Source organism: Bacillus cereus (assembly GCF_002561295.1).
GTDB classification, from domain to species: domain Bacteria; phylum Bacillota; class Bacilli; order Bacillales; family Bacillaceae_G; genus Bacillus_A; species Bacillus_A cereus_S.
This window is the reverse complement of record NZ_NTUG01000030.1, coordinates 57,658-78,236: the sequence shown is the minus strand read 5'-3', so window position 1 is coordinate 78,236 and position 20,579 is coordinate 57,658. Positions and strand designations below refer to the sequence as shown.

Genomic DNA, 20,579 nt, shown 5'->3' with positions numbered 1-20,579 from the left:
TTTATTCCTCCCAGTTAATTAAACCTTTTTTCTTCATATTCCTCATAATTCTTCTTTCAATCTTTCGATTAAAGCGCGTTACAAGTCCATCTGTTTGTGCTACTGGCACAACTAAAATTGTATATAAACCGACACGATTTCCACCTAATACATCCGTTAACAATTGATCGCCAATGACAACCACTTCATCCGCTGTTAATTTCATTTCTTGTATCGCACGCTTAAAAGCACGAACAAACGGTTTACGTGCGCTATGGATAAATGGAATGCCCAGTGGATCTGCAAAATCCTTTACACGTTGCTCATTATTATTCGAAACAACTGTTACTTGAATGCCCAGCTCTTTCATTTTTAAAAACCATTCCTCTAGCTTAGGTGTTGCATTTGGGCGATCCCATTCAATTAAAGTATTATCTAAATCAGTAATAATCCCTTTAATGCCACGTTTCTTTAAATCTTCTGGTTGAACATTATATACGTTTTTTACGTATTCATTTGGTAAAAATAATTTCAATTTCTTTCACCTCTTTGAGGAGTATTCATAAAATTTTTCGACAGCATTTTTCGATAACTCACTTGTGGATAACATTGTACACATTTTCCACATTTAATTATCAGTTAATTCTCAATTTATCAACAATTAACACACATCTTATCCACGACTATATGTGGATAAATAGCCGTTTGTGACTATCACATTTTTTTGGTACAGTAGATGCAACAAAGAACCTATCCTTATTATCGGAGGTGACTCACCTTGAAAACAAAACATATGGAACAGTTATCTACTGAGTTACTCACTGAGTCTTATTATAAAGCAAAAGAACTAAAATTAAATCCTGACTTCATTTTACTTATAAAACAAGAAATCATTCGACGATCATTAGAGGACAAGCTCGCCAAATCGTCTTGAGTACATATAGACTGCTGCTTCACCTGTAAAAAGAGCCATCCTCAAGATGGCTCTTTAATAAAATGAAACTTCCCTACATAGAACCATTTCATCTAGCACATACGCTCATCTAACTTCTTAGTGCCCTCACAATTTTGCAATACAACTTTACTGTCAGCTTTCATTAGGATATGCGAGTTGCAATTTTTTCACCAAGGCGAAGTTCTTGACCGCTCGTTAACGTTGAAACAACTTCAACCATCCCTTTTTCAAACAGTAAAACGACTGTGGAACCAAATGTAAAGTATGCCATCTCTTCACCTTTTTGAACAGTGTTTCTTTCATGAAGAAGTTCAATACTATTTACAAACATAGCTCCTACTTTTACAAGTGCCATATGTTGTCCTTCACTATCAACCTCTGTAATAGAACGATAATTCTTTGACAACGGCTCTTTTCCATATTTCATCCCTGCTGCGTTTACTGGAAATGATTTTCTTCCAAGTACAAATCGCTCTGTCACAGTACCTGAGAGTGGACTGTGAATACGATGATAATGGCTTGGACTTAAGTAAATAACCATGTATGTACCACCAGCATAACGCTTTGCTCGCTCTTCATTACCTAGCATATCCACAATCGAATAATGCTTGCCTTTAATAGCAAATGTTTTCGTTTCTTCAATAGGTCCATGATCAGCAAATACCCCATCAACAGGGCTAACAACACTTGATGCCGATGCATCTACTTCTCGTTTTCCTTCTTTCAACTTACGTGTAAATAGTTCATGCAGCGTGCGATACTCCTTTAAATCCTTTTCCATCTCATCCTGATTCAGTTGAAACACTTTCGCATAGGAAGAAATAATAATGGAACTTAAGCGAGACTGTGCAAATTTACGTAATATATAAGAAGTAAAACGACCGTTTGTAAGTTCGATCATAAGTCGATATAATGTACGTCGCAAATCGCGAAACCTCCTAATACGTCTTAATATAACAATTGCGTTTAGTTTGTCCTTCTTTTCTTTCTATATCATGCAGTGGAACGCCTGAAAATGTTTTTTACGTTCACTTATATAAAAAAGAAAAAATAGGTACGACTTCATTCTTAAATTCATTAGCACCTTCTAATATTACAGATAGAACTCGTCATTTTCAACAGTGAACGTATATTTCTTCCTATAGTTTCTTGTTTTTATTCTATTTTCGTCAAAGGAAAAAACGGCTGCACTCGAACTGCAGCCGCTTCGCGCACCTTATGTTTTCCCTTTCTTCTCCTTCTCTGCTCGAACAAATTCATGAAACATTTTCATCAGCGCTCGTTTCTCAATCCGTGACACGTAACTTCTTGAAATACCTAATGCTTTTGCAATTTCTCGTTGCGTTTTTTCCTTATCAAGACCGAGTCCGAACCTTTTTACAATGACTTCTTTCTCTCGTTCATCTAAAATATCGATATACTCTTTGATCTTTTCTAATTCCATGCTGAGCTGGATCATGTCAATGACGTCTTCTGATTCGGATTTTAAAATATCGATAAGTGATATTTCATTCCCTTCTTTGTCCTGTCCGATCGGATCATGAAGTGAAACATCTTTTTTTGTTTTCTTCAATACGCGCAAATGCATTAAAATTTCATTTTCAATACAACGAGCCGCATATGTCGCCAGCTTCGTCCCTTTCCCTGCTGAATAACTCTCAATTGCTTTAATAAGCCCAATCGTTCCGATGGAAATTAAATCTTCTGCATCTTCACCTGTGTTTTCAAATTTCTTAACAATATGAGCCACAAGCCGTAAATTATGTTCAATTAAAAGATTTCTCGCGTGAGCATCACCTTGCTCCATCAACTCTAAGTACTTTTTTTCATCATCTGATGATAATGGCTGTGGAAACGCATTGTTTTTAACATAAGAGACAAATACAAATACTTCACGAATCATGTATCCAATTGCGGCGAATAGACTCAAACCCTTCACCCCCGCCAAAATAGTGGTCTTTACTATATGTATGTGTGCGGGTGGTTCTTTGTGTCTGTACCCATTTAAGAATAGAAATGCATAAAAAAATTCTTGTGGCATAACCACAAGAATTTCTTAACACTTGTCCTATTTACTCCAAATTACCTCTCCCGTATGTGCATCAATATAGCGAATTTCTCATCTCATGAAAAAACAGCTAGATTTCTCTAGCTGCTTTACTTCGTTTCACGATGTAACGTCACTCGCTTTAATCGTGGACAATATTTTTTTAGTTCAATACGCTCTGGATTATTTCGCTTATTCTTCTTTGTAATATAATTACGATCACCGCATTCCGTACAAGCTAAAGTAATATTTACACGCATATGTAAGCCTCCTTTTCTTCAAAGATCGCAACTAAAACGTAATGATTACGATTTATATGTTAAACGCTATTATTTCTTTTGTCAATTGTGCAATTAAAAATATATTCCCCACTCCATTCAAAAGAAGTCCATCCTATATTAATGGCCGTAGTAGCACATTTTTTTACAATCACTCTAAAAAGACAAAAAACTGAAACAATTAGTTCATACGAAGTTCACATCAATCTATTACTATTAAAATTGTACATAATCAATTTACTAACAATCCAATGTATTGATATATGAATTTTAAATTAGAAAGGAGAGAAAAAAATGAAACCAAAGTACCGTTTTATGATTTCATCATTTGCAGCGTGTGCTTATATGATTTGGTATTTAGTATAAATAATCAACCTTATTTGCAAATATGAAAAGGTGTGTATATAAATGAAATATAATCAATCAACTGTTAACTATTGGAAGGCATTTGTATTACCTTATACATTCGCTTTAGAAGAGTTGAAGACAAAATTTGAAATTATGAACCGGGAAGCTCAATTTCTTGAGGACTATAACCCGTTTGAACATATAAAAACAAGATTAAAACAGCCTGATAGCATCGTTAAAAAACTTGAGCGTAAAAATTTAGCTCCAACAATTGAGAACGCGCAAACACATTTGCAAGATATTATTGGCATCCGGATTACCTGTTGCTTTGTGGAAGATATTTATCACTTAAAACAAGTCATTGCAAATCGTGAAGATATGGAAATTATAGAAACAAAAGACTACATTGCTAGCCCAAAACAAAACGGCTATAAAAGTTTGCATATGATTATTAAATATCCATTAGCACTAAATTCCGGCACAAAAGAAGTATTTGCAGAAATTCAATTACGAACACTCGCGATGGACTTTTGGGCAAGTTTGGAACATAAACTCTATTATAAATATGAAGGAAATATTCCGGATTATTTGAAAGATGAACTTCATGATGCAGCCATGAAAGCTGAAGAGCTTGATAATAAAATGGCAACTATTCGTCAAGATATCGATGACATTGAAGCATGCTCCAGTCAAATTTTATTACCATTATAAAAAGGTTCTCCTTATGCGAGAACCTTTCTTTATTTCTTTTCCACCTTCCGAACTTCTTCAATTTTCCAATGTTCTTCTTCTTTTCCAAGTGTGTACTGTACCTTTTTCTGAAGCGGTCTTCCACCCTCTATTTCTTTCTCCTCTGTTTCAACGACAACATAGTCCCTTTTGAAATTTTTCACCTTCACATTATTCAACTCAATTTTTTTATTTTCTCTTTGAAATGCAGCTTCCTTTTGTGTTCGTAAATCTTCAGCACCAACAATTTTGTCAGAGAATAGAGCCATATGTTGATCAAAGTTTTTTTCATTTGTCGTCTGTACAAAGGCCTCAATTACATGATGAATTTCTGTTTCTTCTTCTGGTGTTACTTGTATCTTTGGTTCCTGTTTCACCGTGACTTCTTTTTTCTCTGTTTCTTGATGGGATTGGCACCCTATTAACAACAAACCAGCTATCATAACAAATCCTATTTTCTTAGTGAAATTTTGCATTCAATATTCCTCCCAAAAAGAAAAAGCAAGGCGAAATGCCTCGCTTTACTCCGTAACTATTGTCTGCCTTTATTAGGGTCACCGCCACCAACAATATCGAAGACACGTTTTGCTATGTTTGTATTTTCTTGAACACCAGAGAATAGATATTTACCTGGTCCAAATGCATATACGTTCACATCTTCACCAGTATGCCCTCCTGTTGTCCAGCCTGTAAATGAACGTTTATTAAAGATTTCTTCAATCGCATTATCAATTTTCGTTACATCTTTTGATGGTGCAATATCATTTACAGATTTAATTTCCTCTGGTGTTAATTGTAAATCAATATACTTTTTCAACGTTTCTTCTACATTTGCACCTTTTGCAATTTCATTTGCCATAAAGTCTGGTGTACGTTTTGCTGCTTTAATTGCATCTGCATTAAAGTTATATTCACCGTTTGCACCAAGAGAGAATCCACCAGTAGCATGGTCCGCTGTTGCAACAACTAATGTATGTTTATCTTTCTTCGCAAATTCAATCGCTGCTTTGAACGCTTTCTCAAAGTCTTCCATTTCACTCATCGCACCAACAACATCATTATCATGTCCAGCCCAATCAATTTGACTACCTTCTACCATTAAGAAGAAACCTTTATTGTTTTTATTTAAACGATTGATTGCTGCATTTGTCATTTCTTCTAATGAAGGAGTTTTTTCATTACGATCAATCATTTTATCTAGGCCACCTGGTGCAAACAAGCCAAGAATTTGATCATTTTTATCCTTTAATAATTGCTCACGATCCGTTACATAACTATAACCCGATTTCTTAAATTCTTCTGTAAGATTACGATCTTTTCTTACAAAGTTATTTACACCACCGCCAAGTAGAACATCCACTTTATGTTTCCCATTAATTTTCTCATCAAAATAATCATTTGCAATTGCATCCATATTTTTACGGCTAATATCATGCGCTCCAAAAGCCGCTGGCGTCGCATGTGTAATTTCAGAAGTTGCAACTAAACCCGTTGATTTTCCTTGTTCTTTTGCTTGCTCAAGTACTGTTTTTACATCTGCTTTATCATTATCAACCGCAATAGCTGCGTTATATGTTTTTACGCCGGCTGACATCGCTGTTGCCGCTGATGCAGAATCAGTAATATTTTGATGCTCATCTTCTGGGTATGTTTTTTGTGTTCCTACAAGATGTTTATCAAATTCTGTTGATTCCATTTCAAATGTTTTCAGATTATCTTTCATATAACGATGAGCTGTCATATACGAAGGTCCCATGCCATCCCCAATTAAAACAATTACATTCTTAATCTTTGGATCACTTGCTTTTCCGTCCGCTTTAATTACATCTGAACGTGTTGCGCCCCACGTTACTACCGACGTAAGCGCTAACGATGTCACAACCGCAAATGGCCATGCTTTCTTCATAAACTTTTTCACTTTTTTGTCCCCCTAATAGGTTATTAGTTATTAAGTTCCCAATAACCAATTTAAAGGAAAACTATTAAGGAAAAGTTAGTTATGTGTAAATATTTTGTTAAGTAATGTAAATTTTCGTTATATTTTGTATATCTTTGTCCTGTATTATCAAAGCATATCTTCTTTACAAACTAGAAAAAAATAATGTGGGATGTAGTTTTATAAAAACTAATCTTAAAACTGCTAGAAAAGAATCTATTTTGATCACTCTTAATATGCTCCCCACTAGGTAGACACGTAAAAAATAAACATCTGTTTATCTAGGAGGCGTATTTTTTTATGATAAAATATTTTTATTAATGTGAGAAATGTGGTGATTCTACTTGGAAATACAGCAGTTAACTAAATCTCATATCCCTGATCTTCTCTCTCTTTGTAACGCTGTTGGATGGTTACAACATGAATCATTTATGAGGCAACAATTTGAAATGTATCTTTCGATCGGAACATTATTTGGGGGTATGAATCAAAACAAACTAGTTGCTTCTAGCGGGGTATTTTCTTTTGAACCTGGCTTTTCTTCCATCGGCATGTTAATCGTTCATCCTAATTTTCAAAAACAAGGAATCGGTCGTACCTTGCTCGATATTTGTGTAAAGCAAGCACCACCTTCTCTTCCTATTATGCTCATCGCAACCGATGCCGGCATACCTTTGTACCAAACATACGGATTCACGACAATTACAACGATCCATCGCTTTGAAAAATTTGTTACAAATCCATCTATGTCCCACACTCATTTGAAGGGAGTTGGACAACATGATCTTCAATCTCTCATTAACCTTGATCAAAACGTAACAAGTGCGCGTCGTCCAAAACTATATTCAATATTAATAGATAGGGCCACACTCTCATTTAAAATTGAAAGAAACCATAAGATAGAATCTTTTGCATTATGTATACAAAAAGGAGATACACTTTGCATTACCCCTCTTATCGCTCAGCATGGCGAAGACGCGATTCAATTATTACAGACTATTTGCAAGAGCTGGAATGGGACAATTCGTATCGATGTTCCACACTCACAATTTGCATTTCGAGCACATTTAGAATCCAATGGATTTCAAGAAACGCTACTTTCACCACTTATGATTAAAAATGGAAACCACCTATCTGGAAATCGCGACCTTTTATTTGCTATGATGGATGCAGCGTTATGTTAGAAAGGGGACACCTATTTGAAGCGGCTAAAATATGTTATGGTTAGTTGCCTTGCTCTCACATTATTAGTAAGTTGCAACGCTACCGAAAAACCAGTAGAAAAAGTGAAACAAGTAAAAAATACAATTGCAACAAAATTAAGTACCGATGAAAAAATGGTTGAGATAGACGGACAAACGATTTATTTCAAACAAATTGGAGATAAAAAGCCACCTTTACTGATGCTGCATGGATTTGGCGGATCTTCCAACGGTTTTAGCGATATTTATTCAGACTTAGCAAAAGATCATACCATCATTTCTGTTGATATTTTAGGCTTTGGTCATTCATCCAAGCCAATGGATTTTCATTATTCTTTTCCAAATCACGCCAATCTTTACTATAAGTTAATGAAAAAATTAGGCTATGACACATTTGCAGTACTTGGTCACTCTATGGGAGGAGAAATTTCTCTTAATTTAACATACCTATACCCGGCTGCAGTGACTCATCTCATATTAACTGATGCTACAGGGGCTATATCATTAACGAATAGAAATGCTTCACCTAAACCACAGTTACCAACTGATTTACATACCGTTTCCTCGATTACAGATTATGATGAAAGTAAAGTGAAATTTAAACGCAACGACACGGAGCATTATGATCAAATGAAAATGTGGCCTAGACGTCTTCGTATTAACGCAAGTGAAATTAAACTTCCAACTTTAATTATTTGGGGGAGAAATGATAGTAGTGTATCGTGGAAAGAAGGCGAAACTTATCATCAGTTTTTAAAAAATAGCACCTTCCATATTATCGAAAAAGGATACCATGCTCCTTTCCGCCAAGAACCAAAAGAATTTATGGGCTATGTCAAAGAATTCTTCGAGAAAAACCCAATCCAAACAACATAGTAACAAAAATGGGTATCTCACCTTTGAGATACCCATTTTATATATTAAGCAGCTTGCTTCTGTCGTTTTTGAGTTTTTGATCCTAATAATTTAGGTACAATCCAGCCATCAATTCCAATTTTCCCAGCATTCACGCCAGCAACTAAAATGAACATAGATAAAATAACCATTTGTGGATTCACACCTAGAGACCCACTAAACATATAGGAAAAGTTCATTACAAGGCCAAAAAAGACAGCTGTTTTCGTTAAACAACCTACAATTAAACCGATTCCAACTAGAATTTCTCCCCATGTTACAAGTATATTAAATAAGTCTACATTCGGAATTGCAAAGTCTTGTAAAAATGATGCCCACCAAGATTGTACTGCTGGTTGTGCTCCTTTTGACTTTTCAATCGCCCCTTGCAAATATCCTGTCGCGTCAAATCCTTTTCCCTGTAGTTTACCGATTCCAGCCATTAGCCACGTATACCCAAGATAAACACGGATAACTGCTAACACAAAAGAAACTGCTTTGTTTTCTCTTAAAAATTGAATAGCCATATCTTCCTCCTAAAGATGTAATTAAGTTAGTTACAGGTATTATCATAACATTAGTTACTTATTTTTCAAATGTTAATTATGAATAATCCATGACAGTTACATAGAATGTAAAAAACTAACATTTGTATAGTTACTTTTATTTCCCTGTAAAAACTTGAAGCTATCATAACATAATTGATAACGGTTTTCATTAAGAAAGTGTGAAAAAATTGTGTGGTAAATGTGAAACGTGCTTATCCTATATTCGGATAAACACGTTATTTTTTCACTAATATAAGCTAAATGCCCACCTAATACTTCTGCAATATTCAACACCTGTTTCTTCGATTCTATAAGTTTATTTCATACACACCTGTTTCTTCTAAAAAATCCTCTCTTGTTAGTACCTGCTTTTGCAGATACTGTCTATATGCTGTAATTGTTCCATCATGTGAGACGATACAGATTCTTTCTGTATGTAATGTATAACACCAATCGATGAATTCATCTGCTCTATCCCTAAATCTTTCCTCCGCCATTGTGTTTATGCCATTTTTCCATAAAACCTCATTGTTGCTTTTTTCTACAAAAAAGCTAGGGAATAACCCTTCAATTATCTGCTGATTTAACAACTGATCACACGGTAATGTTCTGCCGCCCTGCCGATACGGAAAAATACGTGGAGAAATATACGGATGGGTTATTTTACGGCAAACTACTTGCGAGCTCCATATTGCTGCAGTTTGTAATGTTCGAAGCGTGGGACTTGCGATTAATACATCATTTTCTTGTAATGGTAAACTACTTTGGAGTAACAGTGCCTGTTGTTCGCCTTCTTTCGTCAAAGGGGGATTCTCTAATTGCAAACTCTTAGGTAAATCTTGTGTATGTACTCCTTTACCATGTCTTATGAAAATAAGCTTCATCGTTTCATCCCTTTCACTACATAATAGACGTCTATGTGTTTCTATTGTTTTTTCATAATCTCTAGTCTTCCATATCCTCTTTCCAATCCCTTCTATTCATCTCAAATTCAATCAAGGCAAGGATGCTTAAATACAGAAAAAAATCATACATTTTTTTAATTTTCATCTTATGATTCTTTCCTAGATGGATATAGTAAAAAGGATAAAACAAAACATACAGGAGGAGTCATCAATGAGTAACTCAAACGATTTCTTAGACACAATACACAAAAAACAAGCAAAGGACGAGCAAAACAGAAAACATCAAGGCAAAGGAAATCCAGGAAAAAAGAAGCCGAATAAAACGCATAAATAATTGTGAAAAAGCCATCTAAAATATATTTTAGGTGGCTTCGTTTCATTCTTATTTAATAGAAATAACTTCCTCCCAATTCCATTTCTCATAATACGGCTGAGGAACATCTATATTTTCAATCCATTTCTTCGCTTTTGATCCATCTCCACTCGCCAACCACACATCTGCCTTTGTCCGATTAGAGCGCACCCATGTCAGTTGATTTTCACTTCTTATATAAACTGGATTGTAATCTCCATGTTTTTTTTGTGGAGTTGTAATTTGACGTTGCCGATTTGTTTGAATATTTACTTGGTATAAAGAAGGTAATGACCTTTTTTCTTCTTCATTTTCCCACTCCATTTCTTTTGCTCTTGAAAGGGTAATCAGTGTGTCATTATGCCATGTAAAATCCCAGTCGACATATCCTTTCGGAGTAAATTTTTCTTGCTGAAGAGCAGGTACTTCTTTAATTTTCAAATGTTTATTTTCTAGTGCAATCCTTCCACTTCCTTCAATATAAGCCAATATACTTCTCGATGGGGCCCATTGTATCCACTGGCTATTTAATAACATTTGATCTACTTTTTCAAAATAACTTCCATCCGCTTTCAAAAGGCAAAGTGTATTGCTATCAGCTGACCACGAAGCTGTTGGAACAGCTAAAAATGCAATCCACTTTCCATTTGGGGACCATTTGAAATCACTTGCAACATAAGCTAAAAAATCCTCCTGCATGCTCGGTAATGTATACAGATGCTTCATTTTATTTGGATTCATTCCAGCATCCTTTTGTACTTCGTATAGTTGCGCTCCTGTCCACCCCGTCGGAAGCAACTGAGCCTCCGATGAAACAAGAAATCTCTTCCCGTCCGGATACCATGCATAATCACCTACACCTGATGATACATTTTCAAACGTTGCATCCTTTTTCTCTACATCAAATGTATTTAATGTACCTGTAAATTCAAATGCAATTATATTTTCTACCGGCGACCATTGATAATTCGTTGCCTCTGTCTGAGACGGAGCAACTTGTTTTCCATCCGTAACGCGGTACAACTCAAGCTCTTTTTGTTCCTCACCTTTTGCATATGCAATCCACTTTCCATCATATGACCATTTAGGTTTTGTTATATACTCTCCCTTTGTTATTTGCTTTTCTTTTCCGTCGATTTTTATCCAGAGATCATGGTTACGAATGAAAGCAACTCGAATACCTTGTTTCTCAGCTTGAACATCAATTGTAACTTCGTGCAAGTAGCAAATACAAAATATAAAAATAAGCAGTTTTTTCCACATTTTTCTCTTTCATCCTCCCATAATTAATCTCCTTTATCATGCCCAGCTATTTACAATTTGAAAAGATTATAGCATTGACAACCTTTTAAATTTATTTTCATAAAAAACATAATTTATTGGAACGAATTTTAATTTTGAAGTCCTCCCTAGTAGAAACTTATATCTATGACTCAGGGAGCTGATGGTTGGTGTGAATTATAATTTTTCATCATGCTTTATACATGGAGAGAAAAACAAATTTTTCCGTTATCAGTCACTGAGATGTAAACATTTTCACTTATACATAGAATGGTCCTGCTACTTTTTCGCCCCTATCAAAATTTCCGATAGGGGCTTTTTTCTGTTTCTCAAAAAACAAATATTAAATAATTCCGAATCTTATGATAAAATTTTTATAAGCGCTTACAAAGAGGGAGGGATACACGCAAAAGGAACGATAGCAGTTTTTAGATACAAAAGGAGGATGTATAAATGACAAAGAAAACAGAAATTCCATCACATTTAAAACCATTCGTATCCACACAACATTACGATCAGTACACACCGGTTAATCACGCTGTGTGGCGTTACATTATGAGACAAAATCATAACTTTTTAAAAGATGTTGCTCATCCAGCCTATGTGAACGGGTTACAATCATCTGGTATTAATATAGATGCAATTCCAAAGGTTGAGGAAATGAATGAGTGCTTAGCACCGAGCGGCTGGGGCGCAGTAACGATTGACGGCCTTATTCCTGGTGTAGCATTCTTTGATTTCCAAGGACATGGTTTATTACCAATCGCAACAGATATTCGTAAAGTGGAAAACATTGAATACACGCCAGCACCTGATATCGTTCACGAAGCAGCTGGACATGCACCGATTTTACTTGACCCTACATATGCAAAGTATGTAAAACGATTTGGACAAATTGGGGCAAAAGCATTTTCAACGAAAGAAGAACACGAAGCTTTTGAAGCTGTGCGTACTTTAACAATCGTGAAAGAAAGCCCAACTTCTACACTAGAAGAAGTTGCAGCGGCCGAAAAAGAGGTTATCGAAAAGCAAAAGCTTGTTTCTGGCTTATCAGAAGCAGAACAAATTTCTCGTCTTTTTTGGTGGACGGTCGAGTACGGCTTAATCGGAGAGATTAATAATCCAAAAATTTATGGTGCAGGTCTTCTTTCTTCTGTCGGTGAAAGTAAACATTGCTTAACAGACGCTGTAGAAAAAGTTCCATTCTCAATTGAAGCTTGTACAAAAACGACATATGATGTTACGAAAATGCAACCACAGCTATTTGTTTGCGAATCATTCGAAGAATTAACAGAGGCGCTTGAAAAGTTCTCTGAAACAATGGCATTTAAAACAGGTGGTGCAGAGGGATTAGAAAAAGCAATTCGTTCTGAAAACAATGCAACTGCTGAATTAAGTAGCGGGTTACAAATTACAGGTACATTTGCAGAAAAGATTCAAAATGATGCAGGTACAGTCATTTACATGAGAACAAATACACCAACTGCATTAGCACTAAACAATAAACAATTGCAGGGTCATTCTACAAGTGTCCATCAAGATGGATTTGGTACGCCAGTTGGTTTATTAGAAGACAATATCTCACTCGAAGATTGCACTGATGAGGAGTTACAATCACTAGGCATTATCATCGGTAATCGCGTAGAACTATTCTTTGCCAGCGGTGTTCATGTAAAAGGAACAGTAACGGATATTGTGAAAAATAATGAAAAAATCGCTCTTATTTCATTTACAGATTGCACAGTAGTTTACAAAGATCGTCTATTATTTGATGCTTCATGGGGAGCGTTTGACATGGCAGTTGGAGCAAAAATCACTTCTGTATTCCCAGGCGCAGTAGATGCAGCTGCATTCTTCGGGATAAATGAAGAAGTAGAAGAAACACCAGCACCACTTACATTAACGGAGCTTGATCGTATGTATCAAACAGTTCGCGACATTCGAAATGAAGGCGTGTTACAAGATTCACACGTAGAACAATTAGTAGCCATTCAAGAGGTACTAAATAAGGTCTATACAAAAGAATGGTTACTTCGTCTTGAAATTGTAGAATTATTTTTAAAACACAACAAAGGACATGAAGCATCTACTGCATTACTAGAGCAGCTCTCTACTTTTACAGAAAACGAATCTGTAAAACGTTTGATTCATAATGGTGTTGCCCTACTCCCAATAAAGGATGTGAAAAATAATGCAACGACTAACGGATGAAGAAGTACACGAGGAATTAACAAAGCTAGATAAATGGACAGTGAAAGATGAAAAATGGATTGAAAGAAAATATATGTTTTCCGACTACTTAAAAGGTGTCGAATTCGTCTCTGAAGCCGCCAAACTATCAGAAGATTACAATCACCATCCATTTATCCTTATCCAGTATAAAGCAGTCATTATTACTTTGTCATCATGGAATGCAAAAGGCTTAACAAAACTTGACTTTGAACTTGCTAAACAGTTTGATGAACTTTTTTTACAAAACGAAAAGGCAATTATACGAAAGTAAAAAAGAGAAGCCTTTATTAGGCTTCTCCTTTTGTAAGGAAGTGAATACAGTGACCAAATGGATCCTCAACTTGTAATATTCCCTCTTTGTATGTCGCAACCGCACCAATATATTTTAAGCTTTCATACACTTGCTCTTTTTGTTTTTCATCTGCTAATACAATGGTGAAATATTTCAAACCAACGGAATTTTGCATTTGCGGCGGTACACCTTCGCCTTGCCATGTGTTTAAACCAACATGGTGATGATAACCGCCTGCTGAAACAAATAACGCACCGTTTCGAGCCGGAATTGTCACTTCAAATCCAAGTCCATCTACATAAAAACGTTTTGCTTCTTCTAAATCAGCAACATGTAAATGAATATGCCCCATTACTGTTCCACTTGGAAATCCATTCCACTCATTTCCTTGTTGTAATAATCCTTCGCCATCTAATGGGTTGCTAACAAACGGAAGCTCTCCCTTTTCATCACGCCACACTTCTCTTTGACGATCGTGATAAATTTCGATTCCATTTCCATCTGGGTCAGCTAAATAAATTGCTTCACTAAAGTAATGATCTGCCCCGCCGTGTAACGGATGCACTTTCTGCACAAGGTGAAGAAGAATGTTTGCTAAATCTTGTCTACTTGGTAGTAAGATTGCAAAGTGATATAGACCAGTGCGACTTCTTTGTTTTGGAAGAGCCTTTTCTTTCTCCTCGATTATAAGAAGTGGTTCATTATTTGCATTACCAAGTGTAGCAATATCCCCTTCTTCTTTTACCACTTTCAGTCGTAATACATCCGTATAAAATGCTAGAGACTGTTGTAAATTCGATACATATACATGCACAGCACCGAGTGTTGTATTGGGATGAAGTTGAAAGCTCATATTGTTATTCCCCCATTTCGATTAATCTTTTTTGAATACAGTTGCTTTTAAGAAATTATCTACAAAACCTTCAGCCTTAACAACGAATAAATAAAGGCCCATCGCTAATAATGCAAGGTCTAATTCGTATCCTGGATTCTTTCCATCACCTAATAAACCAGCAGACCATTTCACTTTTATAATTGCCCCAACTAAAATAAGTGCGAATAATAATCCAATATAACGTACACCTAAACCAATAATCAATAGTAGACCACCAACTAATTCTACTGTTGCTACACCGTATGCAAGAGCTCCAGGCAATCCAATACTTGTAAACCATCCTGCAATATTATCAATGCCCGATTGGAACTTTGCCAAACCATGCATAAAGAATGTTACCCCTAATACGATACGAATAATTAAATTACCAATATGTTGATTCATTTTATTCTCTCCTTTATAGTTTTGTTATACAAAACTTTTATTTACATTAAAAAACATACAATAAATTTTTTTATTCGTCAATCCATTTTTCTTGAGAAAAAATGAAAAATATTTGCTATGATACAAATAGTTGTCTATAAAAAGGAGCTTGATTCGTATGAATATCGGTTCTGCAATACGTGAAATTCGTCAACGCAGAGGCATAACGATTGCTCAGATTTGTGAAGGAACGGGACTTTCTAAAGGTTTTATGAGCCAAGTAGAGAATAATAAAACTTCTCCATCTATCTCAACTTTAGAAACAATTTCTAATTTTTTAAATGTCCCTCTCCCTTACTTATTACTTGAGCAGAAAGATCGTATGAAAGTTGTAAAAAAAGAAGAACGAAAATACAGTGTGTACGGAAAAGACGAACAAAAAATTGAGCATGTAGCTGAACAAGGCGGTCTTCGTTTATCTTTAGTAGAAATCCCAATTGGTTTCCCAAAAGAAAACACACCAAATGCTCATGAAGGTGAAGAATGTCATCTTGTTTTACGCGGGAAACTAGAAGTACAGCACGGGGAAGATATCGCAATTGTCAGCGAAGGAGATTCTTTCTCTTGGAGTGCATGCGTGCCGCATATTGTGCGTAATATTGGCGATGAGTCTGCATTATTACTTATCTCTAGTCATGCAGAAAATCGCAAACGTGTATATTAAATTGAAAAAAGCCTGTTTTTCAGTTTTGAAAACAGGCTTTTTGTATTATTCTCGTATAATTCCATAACTTGACCCTATCAATACTTCTTTTCCATTTTGATTACGATACACCAATTCTATCGATATCTTTTTATATCCTTCCATTTGTTCCATACTTATAAGAGTTACATCACAAGTAATTGTATCTCCAGTAAACACAGGTCTGATAAATTCACTTACCAATTCCCTTGCTATGTAGTGCAAATCCCCACCAATTTTCGTTCCGATACTTGCAGTTAATAAACCGTGTACCATTAAGCGCCCTTGCTCATCATGTTCCATATGATGTCTTCCTTTATCACCTGTAAGATGTGCAAATTCCAAAACCTCTTCTTCTGTAAATATTCTTTCATACCGAAACGTATCTCCTACTTTAATATTCATATTCATCCCCCTTTTTAAATTTCTGAATTTTCTTTATAATTTTAACATAAAAAAACTATAAAATGAATGATAGTTCATTTTATAGTTTTCACTCGCTATTTTATCTATGCCCCTGCTTTTTTGCTTCATGGTAACCATAATAAGTACACGTTCCATTTTGAGATAAATCCCGCACCTCAAAGCCGCAACTACGATAAAAATCAAAATTATTCGCAGATGTATGGGCAAACCAATCTCCATGTGGTAGTTTCTGCATACAAAGGGAAACGAGTTTCTTTCCTAATCCCTTTCCTCTATATTCACACTTCACAACTAAATCCATAATATTGGCAGCCATAATCTGATCAGAGATGACACGAACCATCGCAATCATTTCTTCATCATCCCAAATTGTAAAAGCCCATGTAGAGTTTTCAAATGCCATCGTAAATTTCTCAATTTGCCAAGATGGAATGCTATTGTTACTCCAGCCAGTGTCTTCAAACAAACTTTTAATTGCATAAGCTGGTACGCCTGTCGTTCCTTCGCGAATAATGAGTCCATTATGATAAATATACAATCTCATTCCCCCTTTTATTGTCATATACTATTCTTTAAAAGCTAAGTATTACCTCTTTAAAAGGAGAAAAAGATGGAGAGATTTTTATCCTGCTCTTTTAATTGCATATACAAGAACATCTATCCCATGGAATGATGCCGTTTTTTCATAACTCATTCCTGTTTTTCTAGCAACGAAAATAGAAGCAGGATGATCTGGATTAATAAGAGAAATGAGCTTCTTTAATCCTAACGCCTGAAAACCATAATCCCGAAAAGCTGTTGCTGCTTCCTTCGCATACCCTTTTCCCCAATATTCAGGAAGAACCCAATAACCAATTTCAATTTCCTCTTTACCATCTACTTGCTGCCGAACAAGCCCTGCGTGACCAATTGGGGTACTTGTACCCTTTTCAATCATTAAAAATAGTCCTAAGCCGTTTTTATAACTAGGAAGAACCCAACTTTCAAGGCTTCTCTTACACTGCACATATGTTTTAGGAGTGCCATTCCCAATATAGCGCATCACTTTCTCATTTCCCCATAAAGAAGCGTAAAAATCTAAATCGGTCATTGTATATTTGCGAAATTGTAAACGATCTGTATGGAACATATCCCCTATCTCCTTTGCCTACATACATTTCAGAATGTACAATATATGGTAACTTTTACATCTATTATAAAGTGAAACTTTAATCAGTGGGGATTTTCTTGATCCCCCACTGATTATTAGCCCTCNNAGCCGCTAGAGCTGGACCTCCTTTCTCTCTGAATCTTGAGGTGGGGCTCTTACTGCCCGCAAATAGCGGGATAAGCGAGGAAACATGAAATTTGTGGGAAATTCAGATTTCAATAGAGGTTAATAAAAATGCTACATTATTTAAATTTAATATATCTTAAAATTTTCATTTTGTTTGCTAAACATAGAAATAGCACCCTTTCAGGTGCTATTTCTATTAGTCTACTTTTAATTTAATTTCTTTCCCTGTCATACCACCACGCGCTTTTAATATTAAACCTTGCGCATCTTTTGGTACATCGAATACGATTTTACCTGTTTGTGTTAAACCAGGATTAAGTTGTTTTAAGAAAAAGTCTGTTTTTCCACCATTCGCAATATCAAAAGATGTTTGTCCTTGTGTAGAATATGTAAACTCACGGTCTTGATTATCTACTAATTTAAAACTATTAGCATCTACAGTGATAGCATCTTTTTGGTTATTTGTAATCGAAACTTCTACAACTTTAAAAATACCTTGTGCTTTTTCATTTACATATTCATTACCTACAGATTCTAATGACTCTACAGCACCAACAGCAATTTTCACCTTAGAAGATTCACCTTCTTTAGATAGCTCCTTCTTTGGCTCTTCTTTCTTTTGTTCTTCCTGTTTCGTTTCCTGTTTAACTTCTTGCTTAGGTTCAGTAGAAGTAGTTTTCGTTTCTTCTTTTTTATCATCATTGTTACCAGTAGCCGCAACTACAATAATTACAACGATAACCCAGAACCACCATTTTTTATAGAATGGTTTCTTCATATTTATTTCCTCCAATTATGTAAAATGTAAGATTTACTGGACGATCATAACAAATTTCATCACACTGCTTTGTCGTATTTTGTCGAATAAACATCATGTAAATTATGGTAATCTCACTTCCTCAGATTCGAATTATTCATATAAGTATTAACGAAAAAAAGCAGTAGACAAAGACTTGTCTACTGCATCCATATCATAACTAGTATAAAGAAAACTACAATTGAGGGGGTGTAGGCTTTTCAGTTATATACTAGATATTTATCTTGTTCTAACAACGGGCAAGAACTTTCCGTTCATAAATGACCTGAATTAGAACTTCATTCTATTACATTTTAATTGATAAAGATTATCATTGTCAATATAAAACGCATACATTTTCTACAGAATTTTATAAAATGCTACTTATAATTATCTTTAGGTTAGGTAAGTGTAACGTTTAATATTAAAAGGACCACAACATTTTAGACATATCTAAAATGTTGTGGTCCGATTTGTTTTCTATTTTTATTAACGCACCCGTTTGTTTAAGTAAATTTATTCACAAACTTTACCCTTTATTTAATTTTTTATCAAAAAGGAGAAACTGCAATGCTCTATTTTAAAACTGTCTCGGCCGAGGGAAATGCTTCCCATTGATTATATTTCGTTGTTATTGATGAAATAAACCAATACTCTCTAAATGGTTCTAGATGTTGCTTTGGGAAAAAGTTTGATTAAAACTTCTCACAATCCCTTATTTTACGGTAAATATGAATAAACCATTTTGAAAAAAGATTGATCAAAATGGTTTATTCTCTAGTTGATTTAAGTTTCAATTTTATAAAAAAGTTTGAACAAAACATCTATGCAAAGAATGATTGTTAATTCGCAGTAGGAGTATGCTGTGAAGCACTAAAAGGATAAAAACGAACATTCGTTTTTATCCTTTTATATAATTCTATTACTCTATAAAATTTCAGCAGAATATTGCATATACAAGAATCTCTTCAAGCACTCTAGAGGGAATCTCTCCACCCCGGTGACATGAAGTTAAATCCGATACCACCAGTAGATATTACCACATTATCAACTGTTAATTTTGTAATTTCTAAAAACTTCTTTTCAAACTCTTCTCTGTTGTACTTGTACATCGCTGAGTGGCATGACCATATTTGCGTTGAAGTATTTAACCAGTCTCCTAATTCCTTTAGTTTAGGGAAAGACTCAAATTGAATTGGTTCATCTAATTTCATGAATCTCACTTGATAGATAGTTGGGTTTAGCTTTTCTCCTATCCCTTTAAGACCATGTGCTTTTTTCTCATTTGAATGTGTCATAATAGCTCTCCCCCATCCTTTCTTCAAATTTTTGAATTCCAAAAATTATTTTCCTATTTTGATTATACAACAAAAGAAAGTAATAAAAAGATGTTATGGAATTAATAAAGGAATGAAAAAGAATAACTTTAGTTTGATAATGAACAGTTCGTAAAAACTCCTCATTAAAAATGAGGCTTTGCCCCCTTCAATCGCTATCTTTTAATCAAACTTTGTTTCAAAGCCACACTAGATTCTTTTCCACGGTTATAATCTTCTGCCCACTACCAAAATCTGCATATGAGGTCTCTGCTATTGCGGGATTATTATTAAAAAGCATTAGTAAAAATAAATTATGTAAATAAAAAGGATAATTAGCCATCATAATAGACTAACTATCCTATGAATTAATACCTTAATTTTAAAAAAGATACACTCTTTTCGTAGCATTTCATCTATCAATTTGATTCATATTCGTTCTCCTCTAATCTGTCACGTAACACTTTAACATGCTTAAAAAAGAAAAATGACATCCCTAAAAATAAAACGATAACACCCATCATCGCAAAGGATTGGACAGTTTCTCTTCCTTCATTCGGAATCAATAAACCGATCATTAAAAATGTGGCTAGTGCAAGAAGAACTTGACCGAAGCGAATATAATCTGCTATTTTCTGTTGTAATTCTTTCATACTTCTACCACTCCTCCCTCTCTCACTCTATCATATTCTAATAGCTTCCGAGGCAAGTAAATACAGCCAATGAGGGAGAAGTTTTCCAAAGAAAAAAGAGCCGCATTTCTTAGCAGCTCTTCCTCCTTTATCCC

Annotated in this window: 25 protein-coding genes; 8 read left to right on the top strand and 17 right to left on the bottom strand. The window is 35.0% G+C overall.

Annotated features, from left to right (window positions below; all coding sequences use genetic code 11):
• Window position 1 precedes the first annotated feature (1 nt).
• The gene (locus CN373_RS16875; RefSeq protein WP_000765317.1) at window positions 2-514 is read right to left on the bottom strand and encodes a YqeG family HAD IIIA-type phosphatase; all 513 of its coding nucleotides are present in this window, start codon (window positions 512-514) and stop codon (window positions 2-4) included.
• A 243-nt stretch (window positions 515-757) separates the two neighbouring features.
• On the opposite strand from CN373_RS16875, the gene CN373_RS16870 reads away from it, so the two are divergent.
• Entirely contained in the window at window positions 758-913 is a 156-nt protein-coding gene (locus tag CN373_RS16870; protein WP_000850093.1) for a sporulation histidine kinase inhibitor Sda, read from the top strand.
• 163 nt (window positions 914-1,076) lie between these two features.
• Here the strand turns inward: CN373_RS16870 and CN373_RS16865 are convergent, their stop codons facing one another.
• From CN373_RS16865 to rpmG, 3 genes are all read right to left on the bottom strand, one after another.
• Window positions 1,077-1,859, bottom strand: a complete 783-nt coding sequence (locus CN373_RS16865; RefSeq protein ID WP_001255012.1) for a phosphatidylserine decarboxylase — start codon at window positions 1,857-1,859, stop codon at window positions 1,077-1,079.
• Window positions 1,860-2,150: 291 nt separating this feature from the next.
• Window positions 2,151-2,864 carry an RNA polymerase sporulation sigma factor SigK gene (gene sigK / locus CN373_RS16860; RefSeq protein WP_000051380.1) on the bottom strand — a complete coding sequence of 238 codons (714 nt, stop codon included), beginning with the start codon at window positions 2,862-2,864 and terminating at the stop codon, window positions 2,151-2,153.
• Between the two features lie 227 nt (window positions 2,865-3,091).
• A complete protein-coding gene (rpmG, locus tag CN373_RS16855; protein ID WP_001265619.1) occupies window positions 3,092-3,241 on the bottom strand; it encodes a 50S ribosomal protein L33 in 150 nt (49 codons plus the stop codon).
• A gap of 426 nt (window positions 3,242-3,667) precedes the next feature.
• Here rpmG and CN373_RS16850 point away from each other — a divergent pair, with 426 nt between their 5' ends.
• Window positions 3,668-4,318: a GTP pyrophosphokinase gene (locus CN373_RS16850; RefSeq protein WP_000876798.1), complete on the top strand. Its 651-nt coding sequence runs from the start codon at window positions 3,668-3,670 to the stop codon at window positions 4,316-4,318.
• A 29-nt stretch (window positions 4,319-4,347) separates the two neighbouring features.
• On the opposite strand, the gene CN373_RS16845 is transcribed toward CN373_RS16850, so the two are convergent.
• A complete protein-coding gene (locus CN373_RS16845) occupies window positions 4,348-4,812 on the bottom strand; it encodes a hypothetical protein (RefSeq protein ID WP_001179000.1) in 465 nt (154 codons plus the stop codon).
• 56 nt (window positions 4,813-4,868) lie between these two features.
• The gene (locus CN373_RS16840) at window positions 4,869-6,254 is read right to left on the bottom strand and encodes an alkaline phosphatase (RefSeq protein ID WP_098359764.1); all 1,386 of its coding nucleotides are present in this window, start codon (window positions 6,252-6,254) and stop codon (window positions 4,869-4,871) included.
• Window positions 6,255-6,616: 362 nt separating this feature from the next.
• Here CN373_RS16840 and CN373_RS16835 point away from each other — a divergent pair, with 362 nt between their 5' ends.
• Both CN373_RS16835 and CN373_RS16830 read left to right on the top strand, forming a co-directional pair.
• Window positions 6,617-7,456: a GNAT family N-acetyltransferase gene (locus tag CN373_RS16835; RefSeq protein ID WP_000405484.1), complete on the top strand. Its 840-nt coding sequence runs from the start codon at window positions 6,617-6,619 to the stop codon at window positions 7,454-7,456.
• Window positions 7,457-7,471: 15 nt separating this feature from the next.
• Complete coding sequence (locus CN373_RS16830) at window positions 7,472-8,350, top strand: alpha/beta fold hydrolase (RefSeq protein WP_098359763.1); 879 nt, start codon at window positions 7,472-7,474, stop codon at window positions 8,348-8,350.
• A 44-nt stretch (window positions 8,351-8,394) separates the two neighbouring features.
• Here CN373_RS16830 and CN373_RS16825 read toward each other — a convergent pair whose 3' ends face one another.
• Window positions 8,395-8,895 carry a DoxX family protein gene (locus tag CN373_RS16825; protein ID WP_098359762.1) on the bottom strand — a complete coding sequence of 167 codons (501 nt, stop codon included), beginning with the start codon at window positions 8,893-8,895 and terminating at the stop codon, window positions 8,395-8,397.
• Between the two features lie 329 nt (window positions 8,896-9,224).
• The gene (locus CN373_RS16820) at window positions 9,225-9,800 is read right to left on the bottom strand and encodes a histidine phosphatase family protein (RefSeq protein WP_000766559.1); all 576 of its coding nucleotides are present in this window, start codon (window positions 9,798-9,800) and stop codon (window positions 9,225-9,227) included.
• 232 nt (window positions 9,801-10,032) lie between these two features.
• Between CN373_RS16820 and CN373_RS16815 the strand changes: the two genes are divergently transcribed.
• Window positions 10,033-10,155 carry a DUF4023 domain-containing protein gene (locus CN373_RS16815; protein ID WP_098359761.1) on the top strand — a complete coding sequence of 41 codons (123 nt, stop codon included), beginning with the start codon at window positions 10,033-10,035 and terminating at the stop codon, window positions 10,153-10,155.
• 48 nt (window positions 10,156-10,203) lie between these two features.
• Here CN373_RS16815 and CN373_RS16810 read toward each other — a convergent pair whose 3' ends face one another.
• Entirely contained in the window at window positions 10,204-11,436 is a 1,233-nt protein-coding gene (locus tag CN373_RS16810) for an eIF2A-related protein (RefSeq protein ID WP_000265638.1), read from the bottom strand.
• Window positions 11,437-11,907: 471 nt separating this feature from the next.
• On the opposite strand from CN373_RS16810, the gene CN373_RS16800 reads away from it, so the two are divergent.
• Together CN373_RS16800 and CN373_RS16795 are read left to right on the top strand one after the other, a co-directional pair.
• Window positions 11,908-13,665 carry an aromatic amino acid hydroxylase gene (locus CN373_RS16800; protein WP_098359759.1) on the top strand — a complete coding sequence of 586 codons (1,758 nt, stop codon included), beginning with the start codon at window positions 11,908-11,910 and terminating at the stop codon, window positions 13,663-13,665.
• Window positions 13,643-13,957, top strand: a complete 315-nt coding sequence (locus tag CN373_RS16795) for a 4a-hydroxytetrahydrobiopterin dehydratase (protein ID WP_098359758.1) — start codon at window positions 13,643-13,645, stop codon at window positions 13,955-13,957. Before CN373_RS16800 ends, CN373_RS16795 begins: the two co-directional genes overlap by 23 nt.
• Before the next feature lie 16 nt (window positions 13,958-13,973).
• On the opposite strand, the gene CN373_RS16790 is transcribed toward CN373_RS16795, so the two are convergent.
• Entirely contained in the window at window positions 13,974-14,831 is an 858-nt protein-coding gene (locus CN373_RS16790; RefSeq protein WP_000009858.1) for a VOC family protein, read from the bottom strand.
• 21 nt (window positions 14,832-14,852) lie between these two features.
• Window positions 14,853-15,257: a DoxX family protein gene (locus tag CN373_RS16785; RefSeq protein WP_001071548.1), complete on the bottom strand. Its 405-nt coding sequence runs from the start codon at window positions 15,255-15,257 to the stop codon at window positions 14,853-14,855.
• 157 nt (window positions 15,258-15,414) lie between these two features.
• Between CN373_RS16785 and CN373_RS16780 the strand changes: the two genes are divergently transcribed.
• Window positions 15,415-15,960 (top strand): helix-turn-helix domain-containing protein, encoded by a 546-nt coding sequence (locus tag CN373_RS16780; protein WP_001020703.1) that lies wholly within the window; start codon window positions 15,415-15,417, stop codon window positions 15,958-15,960.
• A gap of 45 nt (window positions 15,961-16,005) precedes the next feature.
• On the opposite strand, the gene CN373_RS16775 is transcribed toward CN373_RS16780, so the two are convergent.
• From CN373_RS16775 to CN373_RS16750, 6 genes are all read right to left on the bottom strand, one after another.
• Window positions 16,006-16,383 carry an enoyl-CoA hydratase gene (locus CN373_RS16775; RefSeq protein ID WP_033664793.1) on the bottom strand — a complete coding sequence of 126 codons (378 nt, stop codon included), beginning with the start codon at window positions 16,381-16,383 and terminating at the stop codon, window positions 16,006-16,008.
• A gap of 100 nt (window positions 16,384-16,483) precedes the next feature.
• Entirely contained in the window at window positions 16,484-16,942 is a 459-nt protein-coding gene (locus tag CN373_RS16770; protein WP_098359757.1) for a GNAT family N-acetyltransferase, read from the bottom strand.
• A gap of 84 nt (window positions 16,943-17,026) precedes the next feature.
• Entirely contained in the window at window positions 17,027-17,533 is a 507-nt protein-coding gene (locus CN373_RS16765; RefSeq protein ID WP_098359756.1) for a GNAT family N-acetyltransferase, read from the bottom strand.
• Between the two features lie 343 nt (window positions 17,534-17,876).
• Entirely contained in the window at window positions 17,877-18,458 is a 582-nt protein-coding gene (locus CN373_RS16760) for a DUF4352 domain-containing protein (RefSeq protein ID WP_000742858.1), read from the bottom strand.
• Window positions 18,459-19,453: 995 nt separating this feature from the next.
• Window positions 19,454-19,774: a DUF3884 family protein gene (locus CN373_RS16755; RefSeq protein WP_000149812.1), complete on the bottom strand. Its 321-nt coding sequence runs from the start codon at window positions 19,772-19,774 to the stop codon at window positions 19,454-19,456.
• Between the two features lie 437 nt (window positions 19,775-20,211).
• Complete coding sequence (locus CN373_RS16750) at window positions 20,212-20,445, bottom strand: YrhC family protein (RefSeq protein ID WP_000661462.1); 234 nt, start codon at window positions 20,443-20,445, stop codon at window positions 20,212-20,214.
• Between the last annotated feature and the right edge of the window lie 134 nt (window positions 20,446-20,579).